Source organism: Halobellus limi, assembly GCF_004799685.1.
Taxonomy (GTDB): Archaea; Halobacteriota; Halobacteria; order Halobacteriales; family Haloferacaceae; genus Haloquadratum; species Haloquadratum limi.
Map to the genome: position 1 here is coordinate 2,347,704 of NZ_CP031311.1, position 20,049 is coordinate 2,367,752.

The following is a 20,049-nucleotide window of genomic DNA, read 5'->3' on the forward strand; positions in this document are numbered from 1 at the left end:
CGCCGCCGGCTCTCGCCGCTGCAAGAACGCACCGCGGGCTCTCGCCGCCGCGAGAACGGGAAGCCATTTGGGGCGTCCGGCGAAACGGGAGCTATGTTCGAGAAGACGACGTGGATCAAACTCCCCCGGAACGTCCTCGTCGGCCACGGCGTTCTCGATGACCTCGCGGCGGCGGTCGAGGATCTCTACCTCTCGGGTCGCCCGCTCGTGGTGACGAGTCCGACGCCGAACGACCTGGTGGGCGATCGGGTGCGCGCCCAGTTCGACGTGGCCGGAACGACCGCGATCGAGACGGCGAGCTTCGACGCCGTCGAGCGCGTCGTCGCCGCCGCCGAAGACGCCGAGGCCGGTTACCTGATCGGGCTCGGGGGCGGCAAGCCGATCGACACCGCGAAGATGGCCTCCGATCGCCTCGGGTGTGGCTTCGTCTCGGTGCCGACCGCCGCCAGCCACGACGGCATCGTCTCCGGACGCTCGTCGATCCCCGAAGGCGACACCCGTCACTCGGTCGCCGCCGACCCCCCGCTGGCCGTCGTCGCCGACACGGAGACCCTCGCGGAGGCCCCCTGGGAGCTCACGACCGCCGGCTGTGCGGACATCATCTCGAACTACACCGCCGTCAAGGACTGGCAGCTGGCCCACCGGCTGAAGAACGTCGAGTACAGCGAGTACGCCGGCGCGCTCTCGCAGATGACCGCGGAGATGCTCGTCGAGTCCGCCGAGGCGATCAAGCCCGGCTTCGAGGAGTCGGCGTGGCTCGTCGCGAAGGCGCTCGTCTCCTCGGGCGTCGCGATGTCCATCGCCGGGTCGTCGCGGCCGGCCTCGGGCGCGGAACACCTCATCTCCCACCAGCTCGACCGACTCGTGCCGGGGGCCGCGCTCCACGGCCACCAGGTCGGCGTCGCCGCCGTCGTGACGGAGTACCTCCACTCGGGCGAACGCGGCGAGTGGGCCGACATCCGCGACGCCCTCGAAGCGATGGGCGCGCCGACGACTGCCTCGGAACTCGGCATCGACGACGACACGTTCTTAGAGGCGCTGACGACCGCCCACTCGATCCGCGACCGGTACACGATCCTCGGCGACGGCGTCAGCGAGGACGCCGCCCTCGAAGCGGCGACGTTCACGGGCGTGATCTGAGCCGGCGATCGAGCGTCGCCGCGGAAGCGACCGACGGCCGGTTCGGGAGACGAGGACGAGACGGGATCCGAAGACGGATTAGGACCGGTTTCCAACTCCGGGTATGGCAACTTCGAGCGCCGACAACGCGGTCAAACGCCACCCGCTCGCGGTCACCGCCCTGCTCTCGGTCGTCGGCTACGCCGCCGTCGTCGGGACGTTCCTCGGCGTCGTTCCGAGAAGCGTGTTCCCCGACCTGTCGCTGTGGGCGGTGAACCGCCTCGCCGACGCCATCGCGGTCGTCAACGCCGCGAACGTCCTCGTGATCGCCGCCGGCTGGCGGTGGATCCGCCGCGACGAGGTCGAAAAGCACGCGGCCGCGATGGTGACTTCCTTCCTCCTCATCCTCGTGTTTCTCGTCCTCTATCTCACGAAGATCGGCGGCGGCGGCACGAAGGAGTTCGTGGGGCCGACGCTCGTCTACTACCCGTACCTGACGATGCTCGCGATCCACATCGTGCTCTCGATCGTGTCGGTGCCGGTGGTGCTGTACGCGCTCGTCCTCGGCGTCACCCACTCGCCGGCGGAACTCAGAAGCGAGACGCCGCACCGCCGCGTCGGTCGGATCGCCGCCGCCTCGTGGCTGCTCTCGCTCGCGCTCGGCGTCGTCACGTACCTGCTCCTGAACCACGCCTTCAGTTGGGAGTACGTCGAATCGGCCGCGGCGACGCTGCTGCTGCTCTGAGCTCCGGTACCGAACCCCGAGGCGCCGTCGACCGAACCCCCTCCGCCGATCCGTTCGCTCGGCCGCCGAATGTCGAGGATTTTTATCGCCGCGACGAAACCCACGGGTATGCGCGTCGCGTTCGTCTCGCTGTACCCCGATCAACTCAGTTCGGACGGCGCCACGAGGCGAACGCGACGGATCGCCGAGCGGCTCGCCGCGCGCGGTCACGAGGTCGTCTTCTGCTGTGCGCAGTGGTGGGAGGGACCGCTCGACGAGTTCGAACACAACGGCGTCGAGTACGTCGCCGTCACGGAGGAGCCAGCGGTTCGGTCCTTCGCCTCGAAACTCCCCTTCGCGCTCCGTCGCGCGTCGCCCGACGTGATCCACGCCGCCAACAGCCCGCCGGCACAGGTCGTCGCCGCGAAGACGGCCGCCCGCGTCCTTCGGGTTCCGGTCGTCGTCGACTGGTGGGCGCGGCGGGACGACGACTCCACGCGGATGCTCCGTCGGGCCGCGAAGGGCGCGGATCGCGTCCTGGCCCCCTCGCGGCTGGTCAAGACGGACGTCCGCGAGTACGGTGCGGCCGCCGACGACGTCACGCTCGTCCCCGAATCGATCGACGTCGACCTCGTGCGCGAGGCCGACGTCGACAACCGGGCGGACCTGGTCTACGCGCGGCACCTCGACGAGCACGCCAACGTGGAGTCGTTCCTCCTCGCGCTCGCGGAACTCCGCGGCCGGGACTGGCGGGCCGCCGTGGTCGGCGACGGGCCCGAACGCGACGCCGCCGAGGAGACCGCCGCGGAACTCCGCATCGACGACCGCGTCGAGTTCCTCGGCGAACTCGACCCCGAGGCGTTCGTGCCGATTCTGAAGGGCGCGCACGTCTTCGCCCAGACGGCGACCGTCGAGCCGTTCGCCCGCGGACTGCTCTGGGCGCTCGCGTGTGGCTGCGTCGGGATCGTCGAGTACCAGGCCCGGTCGAGCGCGCACGAACTCGTCGAGAACCTTGACCGCGGCGCGCGCGTGACGAGCCCGCAGGAACTGGCCGACGAGGTCGTCGCCGCCGCCGGTCACGACCCGGCGACGGTCAACGAGGCGTTCGTCGGGTACGACCACGAGCCGATCCTCGACGCCTACGAGGACGTCTACGAGACCGAACGCGACGACTACGGCTTCTTTTGAGTACTCGCCCGCCAGTCCCGCAGAATTACCACCCCGTCCGGCGTAGGTGGGGGTATGGCGAGTGCCCTCCACCTCCTCGTCCGACTCGTTCACGTCCTCGGGATGGCCGTCCTCCTCGGCGGAGCCGTCGTCGGCTGGCGGACGCTTCGGGCAGAAGACCGCGACCCGCGTCCGGCGTTGCGTCGGTACGAGTGGTGGTTCTGGGGTTCGATCGGCGTGCTGATCGCCACCGGCGTCGGCAACCTCGGGGCGCTCGGTCCGCCGAGGCCCGCGACCCGCTGGGGGTCGATCCTGACGATCAAGCTGCTCGTCGTGGGCGGGGTCGTGGTCCTCTCGGCGGTTCGCTCGCTCGCCGTCGGTCGGCTCGACGATTCTGAAGCGATCCGGTCAACCACCCGCGACCGTCTCCGCGTCCTGTACGCCGCGACCGGCTGGGGACTCGGCGCGACCGTCGCGCTCGCGGAGGTGCTCGCCCATGGGTGACCGGGTCGGTCGGGACGGGACCGAGCCCGCCGGTCGAGCCGAGGACGGATCCACCGGTCACACCGAGGTCGGGCCCGCGGATTCGTTGGAGGTCTGGACGGTCGCCACGTTCGACCTCGCGGCGTTCTCGCTCATCGCGCTCCTGGCCGGGCACCTCTCAGGAGCGCTGGCCGGCGCGTTGACGGGGTTCGGGACGGTCCCGGGGCTGGCCGCGTTCGGCTACCTGTGGCTGCTCGTCGTCGTCGCGGTTCGGTGGGTCCTGTCCGGGGGCGGAATCGCGGCGGGGGACCGCGGCGTCGGCTCGTTGCTAATTCGTGGCAGCCTCGGTGGGGCCGGCGTCGGCGTCGGACTGGTCGGGGGCGGCGTCCTCGTCGGCAGCGTGTTCGCCCTCGTCCGCGGTCCGGAACTCCTGGCGACCGTCGCGTTCGTCGCCGTCGTCGGCGCGGTCGTCGGGGCCGTCGTTGGCGCGGGCGCGGGTGCGGCCTCGGCGGTCTGTAACGTCGCGGTCGCGCGGGCGAGCGAGCGGATCGCCCCGGGAACGGGATCCGACTACTCCTCGTCTTCGAGTTCGTAGTCGCCGCCGTACTTCAGGAAGAAGAAGGCCAGACCGAGCGTGGCGACCATCGCGAACGTCGTCGCGACGCCCAGCGTCTTCGCGGAGTCGGGGACCGACGGGACGTTCGAGGGCTCCGGCGTCTCGATCTCCTCGACGACCTCGATCGTCGCCTCCATCCCGGCCGTGAGGTGGGGCTCGCAGTAGTACTCGTAGGTGCCGAGCGTCTCGAAGGTGTACTCGTAGGTGAAGCCGGTGTTCTCGATCGTCTCGTGGCCCTCCCAGTTCGCGCCCTCGGGCTGGCTGTCGACGACGATGTTGTGGTTGTCGGAGTCCCAGACGAACTCCACGGTCGTCCCGGGCGTGACCTGTAGCGGTTCGCTCGTTCCGGGTTCGAAGACCAGGTCGCCGCCCGGTCCGACCGTGACCGTCGCCGTGCCACCGCCCTCCTGTCCCACAGCGGTCCCGGCGGCACCCGCGACCGCGGCGGTACCGGCGGCCGTCGTGAGGAAGGCGCGACGGGACATCTCCGCGTTGCCGTCAGTCATACTCGGGCGTTGGGAGTCGCCTGTAGTGAATACTTTGGTTTGTCTCGTCGAGATGGACGTCGCGGGCGGCGACATCGCAGTGTGGAGCGTTGCGAGCTCGGGGTACGGTGACGGTGCCGGTAGCGGTAGTCGAGCAGTTACCGCGAGGCGAGCAGAGCGAGCCTCGCGGGACCTTTTTGGTCCAGCTTTTTGCAAGGAGTGGTCGCGCGCAGCGCGACCCGACGCAGTAAAAAGGTGGTTCCGCAATGCCTTTTGCACGTCGTCTCGCACGTGACGGCTATGGCAGACGTAGAGGCGGAACTCCGAGAGCAGTTCACCGAGGCGTTCAGTGGCGCAGACTTCCCCGTAGGCAGCCAGATGGACCTGGTGCCGACGCTCCCGGACGGCCCGGGCACGAAGTTCGAGGCGGGCGACGTGACGCTCACCGCGATGGAGATGGCCGCGAAACTCGGCTCTCACCAGGACTTCCCCTACGACGACGTCGAGTCCCTCGTCGACGACGTCATCGAGGGGCTCAAGGCCGAAGGGATGATCTGACGTCCGGGTACCCACGCGCCGGCGGACTCTCTCTTCAAATCGACGGTCGGCGCACGGATTTCGAGGGCGAGCCGCGTCCGTCCTCAACGATTATGTAGATCCCTCGTGATTGTCCGCGTATGGGATACGTCGTCCGGATGCCGAAGCTCGGCCTGGAGATGGAGAACGGGACGCTCTTGGAGTGGTTCCTCGAAGAGGGAGAGACGGCCGAGGAGGGCGCGGTGGTCGCGGAGATCGAGTCCGAGAAGACGACGGCCGAGGTCGACGCCCGCGAGGGCGGCGTGCTCCGCCGGACCTTCCTCGAAGCGGGCGAGACCGTCGATCCCGGAACCCCGATCGGGATCATCGCCGGAGCGGACGAAGACATAGAGGGGCTGCTGGCGGAGGTCGAATCCGAACTGGGAGACGTCGCCGGGGGCGAGGAGTCGGACACTACGAGCGAGCCGGCCGGAGAATCCACGGAGACGCCGGAGGCTTCGACGTCGGGAACGGCTAGCGAGACGACCGGTTCGTCGGGCGCGTCCGGCTCCGCCGCGAAAGCCAGTCCTCGCGCGGAGAAGCGAGCCGACGAGTTGGACGTCGACCTGACCGGGGTCGAGGGGACCGGACCGCAGGGCGCGATCACCGCCGAGGACGTCGAAGCGAGCGCGGACGCGACGAGCGGCGACGAGGCGTCCGGTGACGCCGGCGGCGGCGACGTCCGGGCGACCCCGCGCGCCCGGAAGCGCGCGGAGGACCTCGGCGTCGACCTCGCGGCCGTGAGCGGGTCGGGACCGCAGGGTGCGATCACCGAGGAGGACGTCGAAGCGCGCGCGGAGTCCGCCGACGAGGGGGCGGAAGCGCAGGCCGACGACGGACCGGGTGCGACGCGGACGCTCCGCGAGGAGCGCGCGTTCGACGGGATGCGCCGGACGATCGCGAAGCGCCTCAGCGAGAGTTACCGCGAGGCCGTCCACGTCACCGAACACCGGGAGGTCGACGCCGAGTCGCTGCTCGCCGCCGCCGACGCGGCCGAGGAGGCACTCGACGCCGACGTGTCGATGACCGACGTGTTGCTGCTGGCGCTCTCGGACGCCCTCGACGAGCACCCCGCGTTCAACGCGACCTTCGAGGACGACACTCACCGGCTCTACGAGGAGCACAACGTCTGTCTGGCCGTCGACGTCGAACAGGGGCTCGTCACGCCGGTCGTCCCCGACGTCGGGTCGAAGTCGCTGTCGGCGCTCGCGACCGACCGACGCGAGATCGTCCAGCGTACGCTGGAGGGCGACTACACGATGGCGGACCTCCAGGGCGGGACGTTCACCGTCACCAACCTCGGCGTCCTCGGCGTGGAGTCCTTCGACCCGATCATCAACCCGCCCCAGATCGGGATCCTGGGCGTGAACGCGCTGCTGGAGCGCGTCGTCCTGGACGACGACGGGACGCCGGGGACGCGCCGCGTGCTCCCGCTGGATCTCTCCTTCGACCACCGGGTCGTCGACGGCGCGGACGCCGCGCGCTTCCTGGGGACGCTCGCGGAGAATATCGAAGACCCCTGGGATCTCCTCCCCGAGGAAGTCGCGGCCGCTCGCGAGGGAGGTGAGGATCGGAGTCCCGAGGCGACAGCGGAGTCGGCCCCCCGCGAGGCCACCGCGCGCTCTATGGAGGGAATGTCCGGGACCGTCAGCACCCAGGGCACCGAACAGCGCTACGGAGACGGATCCGAGCCCTCGCCGGTCGATCTCTTCCTCGGCTCGCTCGCGGCGTGCCTCTCGCTGTCGATCCGCTATCAGGCGGAGATGCGCGACGTGGGCGTCGGCGACATCGACGTCGAGACCGACGCCCGACCGGAGTCAGGTTCGGTGGAGTCGATCGACATCACGGTGCGACTGGACGCCCCGGAGGCCGACGAGTCGACGCTCGAACGGGTCGTTGAGTACGGCGAACGGAGCTGTCACGTCGCCGAACTCCTGCGCGAGGACCTCCCCGTCGAGTTGTCCTGGGAGCGACGGTAGGTCGGGAGCCTCCTCGGGTCGGGGGAGCGACGGTAGGTCGGGAGCCTCCTCGGGTCGGGGAGCGACGGGAGGTCAGAGCCGTCCACGGGTCGAGGGACCGTCGGCGAGTCAGCGATCCGCTACCGCCGTTCGACGGCGCGAGCGTCCGCCGCGAGCGGGGCGGCCTCGAAGACCGCGTCGAAGTCGACCAGGCGGGGGCCGTCCGATACGGGCCGAACCCCGATCTCCGCGTTCTGCACTTCGAGTTCGCGCTCGCCGTCGACGCTGACGACGGCCTCCCCGACCTCGAACCCGTGTTCTTCGTCGGGAGCGAGATGCGACCACTCGGCGACGCCGACGCGCTCGACGACGCCGGGGACGGTGATCGCCCCGACCGTCCGCTCGGCGCCCGCGTCGAGTTCGAGCGCGACGCCGCGACCGTCGTCGGGGTCGACGCGGGTGAGCGCGCCGGCCACGCCGGAGAGGCCGACCTCGCCGCGACCGGCGCGGGAGACGCCGCCGCCGAGGAAGTCGTCGGGGTCGAGCACCGCGCGCGTCCCGACGAACGACTGGTCGACGACGCCGACGGTCGCGAGCCCCCGGATCGAGCGGCCGTCGTCGACGCGGGCCTCGACCATCGTGTGCCGGTACGTGACCGCCCCGGGGTCGACGGCGTCGGTGGCGAGGAAGGCCGCCGCCGCGCCCGCGACGGTGCCGTCGACGGGCGTCGGAACGACGTTGTTCGTTCCGGTGGAGACCGCGAGCACGGGGACGTCCCCGATCTCGACCGCGAGGTCGCGGGTCGTGCCGTCGCCGCCGAAGACGACGACCGCGTCGACGCGCTCGCGGAACGCCTCGGCGGCGCGCCGGGTGTCCGCGCTCGTGTCGTCGACTGGCGTATCGAGGAGTCGCACGTCCGATCGGTCGGCCTCAGCGACGGTCCGCTGGCCGATCTCGCCGCCGTCGGGTGCGACGAGGATATCGACCGGGTCCTCCGCGAGGTCGACGCCCGCGAGGACGCACTCGGCGGCGCGGCGCTTCCCGTAGGTGTCGCTGACGGTCGCGCCGCCGGTCAGGCGGCGGACGTCCCGCCCGGCCGCGGGGTTGACGAGGAGGCCGATTGTCGGTGCGGCCACCCCTCAGACCACCTGGCTGATCGCGTCGCGGACGTCGTCGCCGTCCGGGACGACTTCGTCCTCCAGCGGCGTGCTGAACGGGATGTGCGTGTCAGGCACGCCGACGCGCTGCAGCGGCGCGTCGAGGCTGAAGAACTCGTTTTCGACCATCCGGGTGATTACCTCCGCATGGACGCCGTAGGAGAGGGGGCTCTCGTCGGCGACGACCATCCGGCCGGTCTTCCGGATGCTGTCGGCGAGCGTGTCGGTGTCGAGCGGGTAGAGCGACCGGAGGTCGATGACCTCGACGCTCGTCTCGCCCGCGAGGTCGTCGGCGACGTCGAGCGACTCGCCGACGAGGCGCTGGGTCGCGACGACGGTGACGTCCTCGCCCTCCCGTTCCACGCTCGCCTCGCCGATCGGGAGCGTGTACCCGGGGTCGGTCGGGACCTCGCCCGACTGCTCGTACATCATCTTGTTCTCGAAGAAGAACACCGGGTCGTTCGAACGGATCGCGGACTTGAGAAGCCCCTTCGCGGCCGCCGGGGTGCCGGGCGTCACGGCCTTCAGCCCCGGGAAGTGCGCGAACCAGGTGTGCGGCGTCCCAGAGTGCTGACTCGCCGCGCCCATCCCGCCGCCCTCGGTCGTCCGGACGGTGACGGGCATCTCGATCTTCCCGCCGAACATGTAGCGCATCTTCGACATCTGGTTCATGATCTGTTCGCCGGCGACGCCGAGGAAGTCGGAGAACATCACCTCGACGACGGGGCGAGAGCCGGTGGCGGCCGCGCCGACGCCCGCGCCGACGAATCCGGCCTCGCTGATGGGCGTGTCGCGGACGCGTTCGCCGCCGAACTGCTCGAAGAGGCCGTCGGTCACGTCGAGGACGCCGCCGAACTTCCCGACGTCCTCGCCCATCACGAAGACGTCCTCGTCCTGTTCCATCTCCTCGCGGAGCGCCGCGCGGATCGCCTCGCGTACGGTCAGCGTCTCGGTTCGGTCGGTGGATGCGGTCTCGGGTTTGGTGCTCATCGTCATTCACCTCCCGCTCCGTCGGCCCGGAGCCGGCTCGCGAACTGTTCGATCTCGGGGACCGGTTCGCCGAACATGTCGTCGTACGCCTCCGAGGGCTCCGGCAGGTCCGCGTCGCGGGCGTACTCGACTGCGGCCTCGATCTCGGCCTGCACCTCCGAGCGCATCTCATCGAGTTCCTCCTCGGTCAGGTCGCCGCGGTCGATGAGGCGCTCGGCGAACGTGTCGATCGGGTCGCGGTCGCGCCACTGCTGGACGTCCTCCTCGTCGCGGTAGGGTTCGGGATCGCCCTCGAAGTGGCCGCGGTAGCGGTAGGTGTCGGCCTCGATGAGCGTCGGCCCCTCGCCGTTGCGTGCGCGGTCGCGGGCCTCCGCGACGGCCTCGTTCACGGCCGTGACGTCCATCCCGTCGACGGTGAAGCCCGGGATGTTGTACGACTCCGCGGTCTCGCTCAGGTTCTCGATGTTGTGCTGTTCGTCGGCGGGCGTCCCCTCTCCGAAGTGGTTGTTCTCGACGAGGAACACCGCAGGGAGGTCCCACGTCGCCGCGAGGTTGATCGCCTCGTGGACCTGCCCCTGCGCGACGGCCCCGTCGCCCAGGAACGCGAGCGCGACGCGGTCTTCGCCCTTGAACTGGCTCGTCAGCGCGGCCCCGGTCGCCAGCGGCGGGCCGGCCCCGACGATGCCGTTCGCGCCGAGCATGTTCGCCTCGACGTCGGCGATGTGCATCGAGCCGCCCTTGCCGTTGCAGTAGCCGTCGCGCCGGCCGAACAGTTCGGCCATCATCCGGTTCGGATCGAGCCCCTTCGCGATGCAGTGGCCGTGGCCGCGGTGGGTGCTCGTGATGTAGTCCTCCTCGTCCAGCGCGGCGCAGGCACCGACCGCGACCGCTTCCTCGCCGATGTAAAGGTGTACGAACCCCGGGATCTCTCCGTCGGCGAAGAGGTCACCCGCGGTGCTGTCGAACTCCCGTATCGTCAGCATCCGTCGGAGGATCTCGCGCCTCCCGTCGGTATCTTCGATTGAAATTGATGACATACAGTACGATAGTCAACGTCTCTCGCAATGAAGGTTTCTCTCAGTTTATGTATATGACATCCGTCGAGCGATCGTCTATCCACCGCATCCGACCCCACCCGAACGCTCCCGTCGATTCCGACGAACGCTCCTGTCGATTCCGACGAACGCTCCTGTCGATTCCGACGAACGCTTCCGTCGGTTCCGAATCTACCCGAACGCTTTCGTCCGCATCCGGCGAAGGAGGCGGTATGCCCCACGACATCGAGCGGTACCTCAACGTCCGGAGCGCCTACGGCGCCTCTTTCTCCCCCGACGACGACCGCGTCGCGTTTCTGATGGACACGACGGGCGTCCCGCAGGTCTGGACCGTCGCCGAACCCGGCGGGTGGCCCGAGCAGCGCACGTTCTTCGACGAGCGGGTGACGTTCGTCTCGTGGTCGCCCGAGCGCGAGGAGTTCGCCTTCGGAATGGACGAGGGCGGTAACGAGCGCCAGCAACTGTTCCGGTACGACCTCCCGACCGGGGAGATCACGAACCTCACGGGGTCGCTCGACGCGAAACACCGCTGGGGCGGGTGGAGCCACGACGGCGAGCGGTTCGCCTTCGCCGCCAACCGCCGAGACGAGTCGGTCTTCGACGTCTACGTGCAGTCGCGCGAGACGGCCGGGGAAGGCGCCGAGCTCGTCGCCGAGGGCGACGGCTGGCTGACGCTCGGCGGCTGGTCGCCCGACGACTCCCAACTGCTCGTGACGGAGGCGTACTCGAACTTCGATCAGGACGTCGCCGTCCTCGACGTCGAGACCGGCGAGACGACGGAGCTAACCCCACACGAGGGCACCGTCCGGTTCCAGAGCGCCGAGTGGGGGCCGGCGGGCGAGCGCGTCTACCTCGTCTCCGACCGCGAGAGCGACACCCTCGACCTGTGGTGCGTCGACGTCGAGACCGGCGAGTTCACCCTCGTCGCCGAGGATCCCGACTGGGAGATCGACGGCGTCGCCGTCGACGAGGAGACCGGGCGGATCGCCTACTCGACGAACGTCGACGGGTACACCGAACTGACCGTCGGCGACGTCGTCGCTGCGGGCGAGGTCGAAGAGCGCCCGACCCCCGACCTCCCCGAGGGCGTCGCGGGCGGCGTCGCCTTCGACTCCGCGGGCGAGCGGTTCGCCGTCACGGTGACGCGGCGGGGCGATCCGGCGAACGTCTACGTCGTCGAGGACGAAACGGGCACGGCGGAGCGGTGGACGCGCGCGGCGACCGCCGGGATCCCGCGGGACTCCTTCGTCGAACCCGAACTCGTCCACTACCCGACGTTCGACGGGCGGGAGATCCCGGCGTTCTTTTCGCTGCCGGAGACCGACACGGGTCACGGCGAGACGCCGGTGATCGTGGACATCCACGGCGGGCCGGAATCGCAGCGTCGGCCCTCCTTCAGCGCGGTCACGCAGTACTTCCTCGCGAACGGCTACGCCGTCTTCGAGCCGAACGTCCGCGGATCGGCGGGCTACGGCAAGGCCTACGGACACCTCGACGACGTCGAAAACCGGATGGACGCGGTCGCCGACGTCGAGGCCGCCGTCGAGTGGCTCCACGACCACCCGGCGGTCGATCCCGACCGGATCGTCGCGATGGGCGGCTCCTACGGCGGGTTCGTGGTGCTCGCCGCGATGACCGAGTACCCCGACCTGTGGGCCGCCGGCATCGACATCGTCGGCATCGCGAACTTCGTGACCTTTCTTGAGAACACCGGCGAGTGGCGCCGGGAACTCCGCGAAGCCGAGTACGGCTCTCTGGACGGAGACAGAGAGTTCCTGGAGTCGATATCGCCGCTCAACACCATCGAGGAGATCCGCGCGCCGCTTTTCGTCCTCCACGGCGAGAACGACCCCCGCGTCCCCGTCTCTGAGGCCCACCAGCTCGTCGAGGCGGCGAGCGAGCACGTCCCGGTCCGCGAACTCGTCTTCGAGGACGAGGGCCACGGGTTCACGAAGCTCGAAAACCGGATCGCCGCCTACGAGTCGATCGTCGAGTTCCTCGCCGAGCACGTCGACGACCGGACGTGACAGCGCTGGCGGTCGCCGATCGAACGGGAGCCACACACCGCCGTTCGACGTTGGTACCGGGTGAGTGATATTATGAATCTCTTCTCACGAGACGAATTCGTTCGGAGGTACCACACGATATCCACGTTCGAGTGGGGAAATATTCAAGAAACCAAACGTATTAATGGTCTGACGTTCGATAAGACAGTATGTCGAGAGATGCTGCTGGGGGACGCGTGCTGGTCGTCGTTCCGGGGACGGCCGACGGTCTCGAGACAGCAGACTCTCGTGGCGAAGACGACGTGTCGGCCGGATCGGAGGGCGGCGACTCCCGGAACCGTGACGAGGATATGGGAGGCGACGCCGCCGATCGCGGTGCTCCGTTCCTCCGCGGTGGGAAGCCGGTATCCGACCCCGAGGCGGGTGCGGGCGAAGAGGGCGAGGAGGCGGAGTACTCGGACGAGAACGGCCCGGCGAAGCCGTCGGATCGGGACGGGTCGACGCCGGGCGCCGGCGGGAGCGCGGGTCGACCCTGCGATCCGGAAGCGGTCCTGGCCGTGCTGGAAGAGGAACTCGACGCCGAGGTGGTGGTCCGCTGCGGGGAGACCGCGACGGAGTACGTCTCTGAACTCGGGCCGACCCTCGATTGCGTCGTCGTCCTCGGCGACGACAGGCAACTGATCCACGACCTCATCGAAGAGGGGTCGGTCACGACCATCGTCTGCGAGCCCCCGGTGATCGGGCGTATCGACGACTCCGTCGTCGGTGAAGACTCCACCGGAGAACTCGTCGAACGGGTTCGAGTCGAACTGCAGAACGACCTCACGCGGAACGACCTCCGCGAATCGAACGCGCGGTTGGCCGCGTTGAGCCACTACGCCGAGGACATCACCGCCTGCGAGACGGTCGATGCCGTCGTCGACAGAACCCTGGAGGCGACGACCGACGCCCTGGCGTTCGATTACTGCGTCGTCTTCCTCGTGGAGGGCGAACGGCTCGTCCCGCGGGCGTCGGCGCTGCCCGAACCGGGGGTGAACACCGCCGACGTAACCGAGGGAATCGCCGGTCGAACGCTCGCGAGTGGCGAGGCCGAGATCGTCGAAGACATACAGTCGGACCCGGACGCGATTCCCGAACACGGCGACCTCCACGGGGGGCTGAGCGTCCCGATCGGCGAGCGCGGGGTGATCCAGGTGGCGTCGACCGACCGCGACGCGTTCGACGAGCGGGACAGGGAGTTCGTCGAGATTCTCGCGGGGTACACGCGCGAGGCGCTCGAACGGATCGAACGGGAGGTGACCCTCCGCACGGAGCGCGATCGGCTCCACGCCTTCTTCGGGGACCTGCCCGTCCCGGCGGTCCACGTGGAGCGTCGAGACGGCGTCACGGCCGTCCGGGAGGCCAACCGGGCCTACGCCGGCCAGTTCGGCGAGATCGAACCGGGGACGCGCCTCTCGGAGGTCGTCCGGAGCGAGACGGAGCGCCGGCAGTACGAATCCGCGCTCGACACGGAGACTGTCACGACCGGAACCGTCGACCGGACGAGCGGCGACGACGCCGCCGGGGAGTTCGCACTCAGCGTCGTTCCGGTGTCGCCGCCGGGGACCGCCGAGTGCGCGTACGGGATCTACATCGATCAGACGGTTGGACTCCTCGATGCCCTCAGCTTTCGGAACGCGTGCGACTGATCGCGCGGTCGAACGCGCGTGCGGACGCTCGAACGGGACACGAAGGCGTCCGGCGCACGCTCCGGCGGTAGAACCAAACGGACGGACGTCCAAGCGTCGGCTATGAGCGCCGACGCCGAGGGAGCACACAGACACCGCCCCATCCGGTGTCTCATCGCGAAGGTGGGACTGGACGGCCACGACCGGGGTGCGCACGTCATCGCCCGCGCGTTCCGGGACGCCGGCTTCGAGGTCGTCTACTCCGGGCTACACCGTGCGCCCGAGGAAGTCGTGCAGGCGGCCGTCCAGGAGGACGTCGACGTGCTCGGCCTGTCGATCCTCTCGGGCGCGCACAACACGCTCGTCCCGAAGGTCGTCGAGGGCCTGAAGGAGTACGACGCCTTCGAGGACACGCTGTTGATCGTCGGCGGGATCGTCCCCGAGGGAGACCGCGAGGACCTCCACTCGATGGGCGTCGCGGCCGTCTTCGGTCCCGGGACGCCGATGGAGGAGACCGTCGAGTTCGTGCGGGAGAACGCCCCGCGCCGCGAGTGATGGATCGATCGAACACGGAACGCGGAGTCGACACGGACCCGGAGACGGTCGCCCGCAATCGCGATCTCGTCGAGTCGCTGCTCGACGGCAAACACCGCGCGCTTGCCAGGGTCATCACGCGGATCGAGAACCGAGAGCCGGGACACCGTGACCTGGTCTCGCGGCTCTACGGCCACGCCGGATCCGCGAGAGTCGTCGGGGTGACGGGCAGCCCCGGCGCGGGGAAGTCGACGCTCGTGGACAAACTGGCCGAGGCCTACCGCGAGCGCGGCGACACGGTCGGGATCATCGCCGTCGACCCCTCCTCGCCCTACTCGGGCGGGTCCGTCCTCGGCGATCGGATCCGGATGGCCTCGACCGTCGGCGATATGGACGTGTTCGTCCGTTCGATGAGCACGCGCGGTCGCCTCGGGGGACTGTCGACGGCGACGACGGACGCCGTCACGGCGCTCGACGCCTTCGGCAAGGACGTGATCGTCGTCGAGACCGTCGGGGCCGGCCAGAGCGAGGTCGACGTCGTCCGCACCGCCGACACGGTCGCGGTGCTCGTCCAGCCGGGCAGCGGCGACGACGTCCAGATGTTGAAGGCGGGGATATTGGAAATCGGCGACGTCTTCGTCGTCAACAAGGCCGACACCGACGGCGTCGAGCGAACCGTCGCGGAGTTAGAAGAGATGATCCGCGGTCGGGACGGGACCCGGCGCGTCGCGAACGGCCGGTCGAACTCGGGATCGGTCGCGGGCCACCACGGCACCGAAACGCCGGGTGGTGGGTCGTCGACGCGTCGCTCGGGGACAGCGGATCGAGGCGACGGGGAGTTCGACGGTAGCGGTGGCAGGGAATTCGACGATAGCGGTAGCAGGGAGTTCGACGATAGCGGCGACGTCGCGGGCGGCGAGAGCGCCCGCGACACCTGGCGGCCGCCGGTCGTCGAGACCGTCGCGACCACCGGGTCGGGGATCGAGGACCTCGTCGAGGCGCTGGACGGACACGCCGCGTACCTGCGGGAGTCCGGCGACGACGAGACGCGGGCGCTCGACAGAATCGGCGAGGAGATCCGGCGGCTCGTCCGGAGCGACGGCAACGAGTTGCTGGCGGCCGAGATCCGTCGACGCGGCGGCATCGAGTCGCTGGCGCGGCGCGTTCTCGACGGCGAGACCGATCCGTACACGGTCGCCACGTCGATCGTCCGGCCGGTCCGGGAGTGCATCGAAGGGGGCCTCGAAAACGGCGACGAGGGAGAGCGATCCCCTGACGACGAGCCCACCCGTCGGTGAGCCGCCGGTGCCAGCAGGCTGAAGCGTCCCCCGACCCTACCCCGGCTATGCGCCGCCGCGCTCTCGCCGCCGGACTCGCGATCGGAACCGGAGCCGTCGCCCTCGCGAACACCGCACTGCGACGACGAACGCCCGAGTTGGAGCCGCCGCTCGCGGGAACCCACCGCACGTTCGAGTGGAACGGCATCGACGTCCGGTACACGGAGGCCGGCGACCCCGACGATCCGGACCTCCTCCTCCTGCACGGGATCAACGCCGCCGGCTCCAGCGGCGAGTTCCGCGAGGTCTTCGGGGACCTCGCCGACGACTACCACGTTATCGCCCCCGACCTCCCGGGGTTCGGGACCTCCGAACGGCCGCCGCTCCGGTACTCCGCGACGCTGTACGAGGAGTTCGTCCGCGACTTCCTCTCGGAGTTCGACCGCCCGGCCGTGGTGGCCTCCTCGCTGACCGGCGCGTACCTCAGTGCGGTCGCGGACGACCTGGATCTCGACTCCGTCGTCCTCATCTGCCCGACCGAACGCGGCGGCCCGGATCGCAACCTCTTCGCCCGCGAACTCCTCCGATCGCCCGTCGTCGGCGAGGCGCTTTTCAACCTGCTCGCGTCGAAGCCGTCGATCCGCTACTTCAACGCCGACCACGGCTACTACGATATGGATCGAGTGAGCGAGTCGTGGATGGACTACGAGTGGCGGACCGCCCACCGGCCGAACGCCCGCTACGCGCCCGCGTCGTTCGTCAGCGGCTTTCTCAACGCCGAAATCGACCTCGAAGAAGCCCTCTCCGAGATGAGCGCGCCGGTGACGCTGCTGTGGGGTCGCGAGGCCGACATCACGCCGCTGAAGCGAGGGCGCGACCTCGCGGCGGGGGCCGACTGCCGACTCGTGGTGATCGACGACGCGAAACTGCTCCCGCACGTGGAGTTCCCCGAGCAGGCCCTCGACGTGATCCGGGACGCGATCTGAGGGGGTGTGACACGTCGGAGGAGGGGCGCGCGCTGAACCGCTGGGTCTTTTTCCTCTGCCGCGCACCGACCGAGTATGCTCGAAGCCGAGCCGAATCAGCGGAGACGGGGCCGGAGGGTGGCACGCCCGTGAGTGACGGTTCGCCGACGAACGGCCGTTCCATCCTCGTCCGCGGCCGCGGCTCGCCGAGCGACGCCGTCGTCGACGCGGCCGCCGAGCGCGACGGCGTGTCGGTCGCGCGGGTCGACGCGACCGCCCGCGGAGCCGACGGCGACGACGATCCCGACGTCGTCTTCGCCGTGGGCGAATCCGCGCTGCTCACACTCGCGTCGACGCCGACCGATCGCCCGGTCGTCCCCGTCGAGGCGGGGACGGGTCGGTACGACGTGGCCTCCGAGGACGTGACTGCGGCGGTCGACGCCGCGGCGACGGGCCGATACGAGACCGTGGCGCACCCGATCGTCGACGCCGCGGTAAACGGGGAACCGGCGGGGGCCGCTCTTGCCGACGTGACGCTCATGACGTCCGCGCCGGCGCGGATCTCCGAGTACGGCATCGAATCGCCCGACGGGTGGACCGAACGGGTTCGGTCCGACGGCGTCGTCGTCGCGACGCCCCTGGGGAGCGCGGGGTACGCGCGGGCCGTGGGCGGCCCGCTTCTCGCGCCCGCGACGGGACTCGTGACGGTTCCGGTCTCGCCCTACGCGATGCACACCGACGCCTGGGTGGTGCGGCCGCCGGTCAGACTCACCGTCGAGCGCGACGAGGCAGCGGTTTCACTCCGCCTCGACGACAGGGTCGCCGTCGAGTCGGTCCCGCCGAACACGCCGGTCGAAGTGGGCGTCGACCGGGAACTCTCGCTCGTCCGACCGCAGTCGATCGGCGATTTCTGAGCCCTCTCCCGGTCGTCTCCGGGGCCGCGGGGCGGATCGAAAAGAGGTCTCCGCCGGTCGGCTCAGATGATCGAGTTCCAGACCGGCTCGATGAGGTAGAAGAAGCTCTGGTAGCTGGCGTACAGCAGCGCGAACACCGACGCGCCGATGGCCGCGGTCGGCCGTTCGAGGTCCTTGCTCTTCGAGCGCGCCTCCACGCGACGGGACTCGAACTCGAAGAAATCCGAGACGAACACCGAGAGCGCGAGCACCGACATCACCATTCCGCCGTGCGGCGCGACGATCATGAAGAGGAACGACGCGAACACCATCCCGAGCGTGGTGAGCGTGTGCGGCAGCCACCGATTTATGGCGTCGTCGTCGCCGTCGTCCGCCTGCGCCGCGTGCTTGCGGTGTTGCAAGATGCGGGTCAGCAGGTTGAGGACCACAAAGCCGAAGACGACGAGCGGAAGCACGGGCGCGAGCGCCTCCACCGCGTCGAGCGGGACGAGGAACTGTAGCGGTTGCATACACGACGATGGGGACAGGACTCATTAGAGTTTTTCCAATCCGCCGCGGGACGGCGGGCGTCTCCGATCGAAGCGGACACTGCCGGCGGCACAAAAGACGGCGAGTTCGCGCGAACCCTACTGCGCGCGCTCTTCGAGCGCCTCGCGAGCCTGTCGGATCACGGGGATCCCGACCCAGAACGTCAGCGCGCCGATGATCGCGAACCAGAAGAACATATCCATCAGCAGGACGCCCAGCGTGTCGAACATCGTCGCGGAGTCGCTCAGCGACACCGGGGAGACGAGCTGCTCCTGGCTCTCGAAGCTCGGCGTTCGGTACCACCCCGCGAGGACCATCCACGCGAGCCCCGCACCCGTGAAGATGCCCAGTCCTTTGACGAACTCGTCAGCCATCGTTGTTCGAACCTTCGCCGGAGTCCTCTTGAGACTTTCCCATTCCGCGGGCGCGAAAGCGCGTTCCGATCACGTACACGCCGGCGCCGAAGGCGATGATCGAGAGCCCGACCACGGCGAAGACGGTGCTCAAGATCCCGTCGGCGACGCCGAGGCCGACCGCGGCGAGCGCACCGCGGACGAAGTTCCCGAGGAAGCTCACGCTCAGCGTCGCGGCGTCGAGGAGCATGAATCCGAACACGACGCTCACGACGGCGATCAGCGTCGAGAACACCGTCACGGTCTTGTAGAGCCGCATCGGCACGACGACGTCGCGGCCGCGACGCTCTCGGTCGGCGGTCTCGCCCGACTGCTCCCCCGCGGCGTCCTCGGAGGCGTCGGAGGTCGTCGCCGCCGACTGCTCTGCCGCCGGATCGGTCGGCCCGTCCGCCAGATTCGTCGACCCGTCAGCCGTCGGGTCACCCGACCTATCCGCCGTCGGGTCGTCCGGCCCACCTGCCGCCGGGGCTCTATCGGTCATTGCCGGCGGTAAGGACCGACGGGACATGGACCTTTCCGTGTGGGCGCGGCTCCGGGATCGTGGTCGGAGAGCGTCGGTGTACGGAAAATCGAGTCGAAAACGGAACCCGATCCGAGGGGGTGGAACCGCGAGACGCGAGTTCGCGAGCGACTACCGTCCCGCCTACTTCGGCGGGCGCAAGCGGTAGTACCTGCGGTTGAGGTCGTACATGTACCCCTCGCGCATCGTCTTCAGCACCGCCCAGGTGACGAACCCGCCGACGATCGGCAGCAGGAACGTCAGGTCGAACGCGAGGTGGACGTTCATCGGCAGGAGGTTCTTCGCGGAGTAGACGCTGATGGTGAACGCGAAGATGACGCCGCCGACGCCGACGGCCGCCCAGAAGGGCTGCTCGACCGGTCGGCGGGCGCTCCCCTTGTTGAGGAACGGGACGATGGCGACGAAGCCGACGACGACGAGGTTCGCGAGCACGCCGTAGGTCCGGTCGGCCATCAGCTTCTGTCCGCCCAGGATCGACAGCTCCGGGTTGAGGGGGCCGAGCTTGAGCAGGCCGAACGACCAGTAGAGGTACCAGTCGGGCAGGATGATCGCCGGCGTGCTCGAGGGGTTCGCGGGGTCGCCGATGTGCGGCGGGAGCGTCGCCGACAGGAACAAAAGCATCCCCACGAAGAAGCTCGCGATGGCGAGGTTGCGGATGATCTCGTGGGGCCACGTCGGGAACGCGAGCACGTCGCGCTCGACGTAGTCGGACTCCTGTCGGAGGTCCTGGTCTTCTCGACGGGCGCGCTCGAAGTACTCGTACGTGAGCTGTGAGAGCCCCTGCGTACGCTCCTTGCGCTCGCGCCACGTCGGCGTTTCGTCGTCCGGCGCGACGATGCCGCTGCCGTCGGCGCGGACGTCGTCGTCGGTGGTGGTGTCTTCGTCGGTCATTGGT

Annotated in this window: 21 protein-coding genes; 13 read left to right on the forward strand and 8 right to left on the reverse strand. The window is 69.4% G+C overall.

Annotation, left to right across the window (positions count from 1 at the left end; all coding sequences use genetic code 11):
* Positions 1-93 precede the first annotated feature (93 nt).
* The 5 genes from DV707_RS11580 (at position 94) to DV707_RS11600 (ending at position 4,088) form a co-directional block, all read left to right on the forward strand.
* Positions 94-1,140 carry an NAD(P)-dependent glycerol-1-phosphate dehydrogenase gene (locus DV707_RS11580; RefSeq protein ID WP_103991548.1) on the forward strand — a complete coding sequence of 349 codons (1,047 nt, stop codon included), beginning with the start codon at positions 94-96 and terminating at the stop codon, positions 1,138-1,140.
* 103 nt (positions 1,141-1,243) lie between these two features.
* On the forward strand, positions 1,244-1,864 hold the full coding sequence (locus DV707_RS11585) for a DUF420 domain-containing protein (protein ID WP_103991547.1): 621 nt from the start codon (positions 1,244-1,246) through the stop codon (positions 1,862-1,864).
* 108 nt (positions 1,865-1,972) lie between these two features.
* The gene (locus DV707_RS11590; RefSeq protein ID WP_103991980.1) at positions 1,973-3,031 is read left to right on the forward strand and encodes a glycosyltransferase; all 1,059 of its coding nucleotides are present in this window, start codon (positions 1,973-1,975) and stop codon (positions 3,029-3,031) included.
* A gap of 54 nt (positions 3,032-3,085) precedes the next feature.
* Positions 3,086-3,514, forward strand: a complete 429-nt coding sequence (locus DV707_RS11595; RefSeq protein WP_103991546.1) for a CopD family protein — start codon at positions 3,086-3,088, stop codon at positions 3,512-3,514.
* A complete protein-coding gene (locus DV707_RS11600; protein ID WP_103991545.1) occupies positions 3,507-4,088 on the forward strand; it encodes a hypothetical protein in 582 nt (193 codons plus the stop codon). Before DV707_RS11595 ends, DV707_RS11600 begins: the two co-directional genes overlap by 8 nt.
* Here DV707_RS11600 and DV707_RS11605 read toward each other — a convergent pair.
* Positions 4,064-4,615, reverse strand: a complete 552-nt coding sequence (locus tag DV707_RS11605) for a plastocyanin/azurin family copper-binding protein (RefSeq protein ID WP_103991544.1) — start codon at positions 4,613-4,615, stop codon at positions 4,064-4,066. The two genes, DV707_RS11600 and DV707_RS11605, sit on opposite strands and share 25 nt — an antisense overlap.
* Before the next feature lie 279 nt (positions 4,616-4,894).
* Between DV707_RS11605 and DV707_RS11610 the strand changes: the two genes are divergently transcribed.
* Positions 4,895-5,152 carry an MTH865 family protein gene (locus DV707_RS11610; RefSeq protein ID WP_103991543.1) on the forward strand — a complete coding sequence of 86 codons (258 nt, stop codon included), beginning with the start codon at positions 4,895-4,897 and terminating at the stop codon, positions 5,150-5,152.
* A gap of 119 nt (positions 5,153-5,271) precedes the next feature.
* Complete coding sequence (locus tag DV707_RS11615) at positions 5,272-7,149, forward strand: 2-oxo acid dehydrogenase subunit E2 (RefSeq protein ID WP_103991542.1); 1,878 nt, start codon at positions 5,272-5,274, stop codon at positions 7,147-7,149.
* Between the two features lie 119 nt (positions 7,150-7,268).
* Here the strand turns inward: DV707_RS11615 and DV707_RS11620 are convergent, their stop codons facing one another.
* The 3 genes from DV707_RS11620 to DV707_RS11630 are packed head-to-tail and all read right to left on the reverse strand — an operon-like array spanning position 7,269 to position 10,312.
* A complete protein-coding gene (locus DV707_RS11620) occupies positions 7,269-8,264 on the reverse strand; it encodes an NAD(+)/NADH kinase (protein ID WP_200820882.1) in 996 nt (331 codons plus the stop codon).
* Positions 8,265-8,267: 3 nt separating this feature from the next.
* Complete coding sequence (locus DV707_RS11625) at positions 8,268-9,275, reverse strand: alpha-ketoacid dehydrogenase subunit beta (RefSeq protein ID WP_103991978.1); 1,008 nt, start codon at positions 9,273-9,275, stop codon at positions 8,268-8,270.
* Between the two features lie 2 nt (positions 9,276-9,277).
* The gene (locus DV707_RS11630; RefSeq protein WP_103991541.1) at positions 9,278-10,312 is read right to left on the reverse strand and encodes a thiamine pyrophosphate-dependent dehydrogenase E1 component subunit alpha; all 1,035 of its coding nucleotides are present in this window, start codon (positions 10,310-10,312) and stop codon (positions 9,278-9,280) included.
* A 230-nt stretch (positions 10,313-10,542) separates the two neighbouring features.
* Between DV707_RS11630 and DV707_RS11635 the strand changes: the two genes are divergently transcribed.
* The 6 genes from DV707_RS11635 to DV707_RS11660 all read left to right on the forward strand — a co-directional run bounded on the left by DV707_RS11635 (position 10,543) and on the right by DV707_RS11660 (position 17,693).
* Positions 10,543-12,357, forward strand: coding sequence for a S9 family peptidase (locus DV707_RS11635; RefSeq protein ID WP_103991977.1), 1,815 nt, complete (start codon positions 10,543-10,545; stop codon positions 12,355-12,357).
* Positions 12,358-12,545: 188 nt separating this feature from the next.
* Complete coding sequence (locus tag DV707_RS11640) at positions 12,546-14,024, forward strand: GAF domain-containing protein (RefSeq protein ID WP_136361871.1); 1,479 nt, start codon at positions 12,546-12,548, stop codon at positions 14,022-14,024.
* A gap of 102 nt (positions 14,025-14,126) precedes the next feature.
* The gene (locus tag DV707_RS11645; RefSeq protein WP_103991976.1) at positions 14,127-14,558 is read left to right on the forward strand and encodes a cobalamin B12-binding domain-containing protein; all 432 of its coding nucleotides are present in this window, start codon (positions 14,127-14,129) and stop codon (positions 14,556-14,558) included.
* Positions 14,558-15,835 carry a methylmalonyl Co-A mutase-associated GTPase MeaB gene (gene meaB, locus DV707_RS11650; RefSeq protein WP_103991539.1) on the forward strand — a complete coding sequence of 426 codons (1,278 nt, stop codon included), beginning with the start codon at positions 14,558-14,560 and terminating at the stop codon, positions 15,833-15,835. Before DV707_RS11645 ends, meaB begins: the two co-directional genes overlap by 1 nt.
* Positions 15,836-15,882: 47 nt before the next feature.
* Positions 15,883-16,800 carry an alpha/beta fold hydrolase gene (locus tag DV707_RS11655; RefSeq protein ID WP_103991538.1) on the forward strand — a complete coding sequence of 306 codons (918 nt, stop codon included), beginning with the start codon at positions 15,883-15,885 and terminating at the stop codon, positions 16,798-16,800.
* Between the two features lie 128 nt (positions 16,801-16,928).
* On the forward strand, positions 16,929-17,693 hold the full coding sequence (locus DV707_RS11660) for an NAD(+)/NADH kinase (RefSeq protein WP_235010767.1): 765 nt from the start codon (positions 16,929-16,931) through the stop codon (positions 17,691-17,693).
* Positions 17,694-17,755: 62 nt separating this feature from the next.
* On the opposite strand, the gene DV707_RS11665 is transcribed toward DV707_RS11660, so the two are convergent.
* The 4 genes from DV707_RS11665 to DV707_RS11680 all read right to left on the reverse strand — a co-directional run bounded on the left by DV707_RS11665 (position 17,756) and on the right by DV707_RS11680 (position 20,045).
* Positions 17,756-18,202, reverse strand: coding sequence for a DUF7313 family protein (locus DV707_RS11665; protein ID WP_103991537.1), 447 nt, complete (start codon positions 18,200-18,202; stop codon positions 17,756-17,758).
* Between the two features lie 117 nt (positions 18,203-18,319).
* Positions 18,320-18,595 (reverse strand): DUF7314 family protein, encoded by a 276-nt coding sequence (locus DV707_RS11670; protein WP_103991536.1) that lies wholly within the window; start codon positions 18,593-18,595, stop codon positions 18,320-18,322.
* Positions 18,588-19,028 (reverse strand): DUF7315 family membrane protein, encoded by a 441-nt coding sequence (locus tag DV707_RS11675; RefSeq protein WP_449405028.1) that lies wholly within the window; start codon positions 19,026-19,028, stop codon positions 18,588-18,590. Before DV707_RS11675 ends, DV707_RS11670 begins: the two co-directional genes overlap by 8 nt.
* A 249-nt stretch (positions 19,029-19,277) precedes the next feature.
* Entirely contained in the window at positions 19,278-20,045 is a 768-nt protein-coding gene (locus tag DV707_RS11680; RefSeq protein WP_103991535.1) for a cytochrome b family protein, read from the reverse strand.
* Positions 20,046-20,049: the final 4 nt, after the last annotated feature.

What these genes read in the sequence shown, in the direction of transcription:
- DV707_RS11680 (WP_103991535.1), bottom strand. Translation starts at nt 20,045, where the DNA reads ATGACCGACGAAGACACCACCACCGACGACGACGTCCGCGCCGACGGC.
- DV707_RS11585 (WP_103991547.1), top strand. Translation starts at nt 1,244, where the DNA reads ATGGCAACTTCGAGCGCCGACAACGCGGTCAAACGCCACCCGCTCGCG.
- DV707_RS11615 (WP_103991542.1), top strand. Translation starts at nt 5,272, where the DNA reads ATGGGATACGTCGTCCGGATGCCGAAGCTCGGCCTGGAGATGGAGAAC.
- DV707_RS11630 (WP_103991541.1), bottom strand. Translation starts at nt 10,312, where the DNA reads ATGTCATCAATTTCAATCGAAGATACCGACGGGAGGCGCGAGATCCTC.
- DV707_RS11655 (WP_103991538.1), top strand. Translation starts at nt 15,883, where the DNA reads ATGCGCCGCCGCGCTCTCGCCGCCGGACTCGCGATCGGAACCGGAGCC.
- DV707_RS11625 (WP_103991978.1), bottom strand. Translation starts at nt 9,275, where the DNA reads ATGAGCACCAAACCCGAGACCGCATCCACCGACCGAACCGAGACGCTG.
- DV707_RS11610 (WP_103991543.1), top strand. Translation starts at nt 4,895, where the DNA reads ATGGCAGACGTAGAGGCGGAACTCCGAGAGCAGTTCACCGAGGCGTTC.
- DV707_RS11600 (WP_103991545.1), top strand. Translation starts at nt 3,507, where the DNA reads ATGGGTGACCGGGTCGGTCGGGACGGGACCGAGCCCGCCGGTCGAGCC.
- DV707_RS11665 (WP_103991537.1), bottom strand. Translation starts at nt 18,202, where the DNA reads ATGCAACCGCTACAGTTCCTCGTCCCGCTCGACGCGGTGGAGGCGCTC.
- DV707_RS11640 (WP_136361871.1), top strand. Translation starts at nt 12,546, where the DNA reads ATGTCGAGAGATGCTGCTGGGGGACGCGTGCTGGTCGTCGTTCCGGGG.
- meaB (WP_103991539.1), top strand. Translation starts at nt 14,558, where the DNA reads ATGGATCGATCGAACACGGAACGCGGAGTCGACACGGACCCGGAGACG.
- DV707_RS11645 (WP_103991976.1), top strand. Translation starts at nt 14,127, where the DNA reads ATGAGCGCCGACGCCGAGGGAGCACACAGACACCGCCCCATCCGGTGT.
- DV707_RS11595 (WP_103991546.1), top strand. Translation starts at nt 3,086, where the DNA reads ATGGCGAGTGCCCTCCACCTCCTCGTCCGACTCGTTCACGTCCTCGGG.
- DV707_RS11580 (WP_103991548.1), top strand. Translation starts at nt 94, where the DNA reads ATGTTCGAGAAGACGACGTGGATCAAACTCCCCCGGAACGTCCTCGTC.
- DV707_RS11605 (WP_103991544.1), bottom strand. Translation starts at nt 4,615, where the DNA reads ATGACTGACGGCAACGCGGAGATGTCCCGTCGCGCCTTCCTCACGACG.
- DV707_RS11670 (WP_103991536.1), bottom strand. Translation starts at nt 18,595, where the DNA reads ATGGCTGACGAGTTCGTCAAAGGACTGGGCATCTTCACGGGTGCGGGG.
- DV707_RS11635 (WP_103991977.1), top strand. Translation starts at nt 10,543, where the DNA reads ATGCCCCACGACATCGAGCGGTACCTCAACGTCCGGAGCGCCTACGGC.
- DV707_RS11590 (WP_103991980.1), top strand. Translation starts at nt 1,973, where the DNA reads ATGCGCGTCGCGTTCGTCTCGCTGTACCCCGATCAACTCAGTTCGGAC.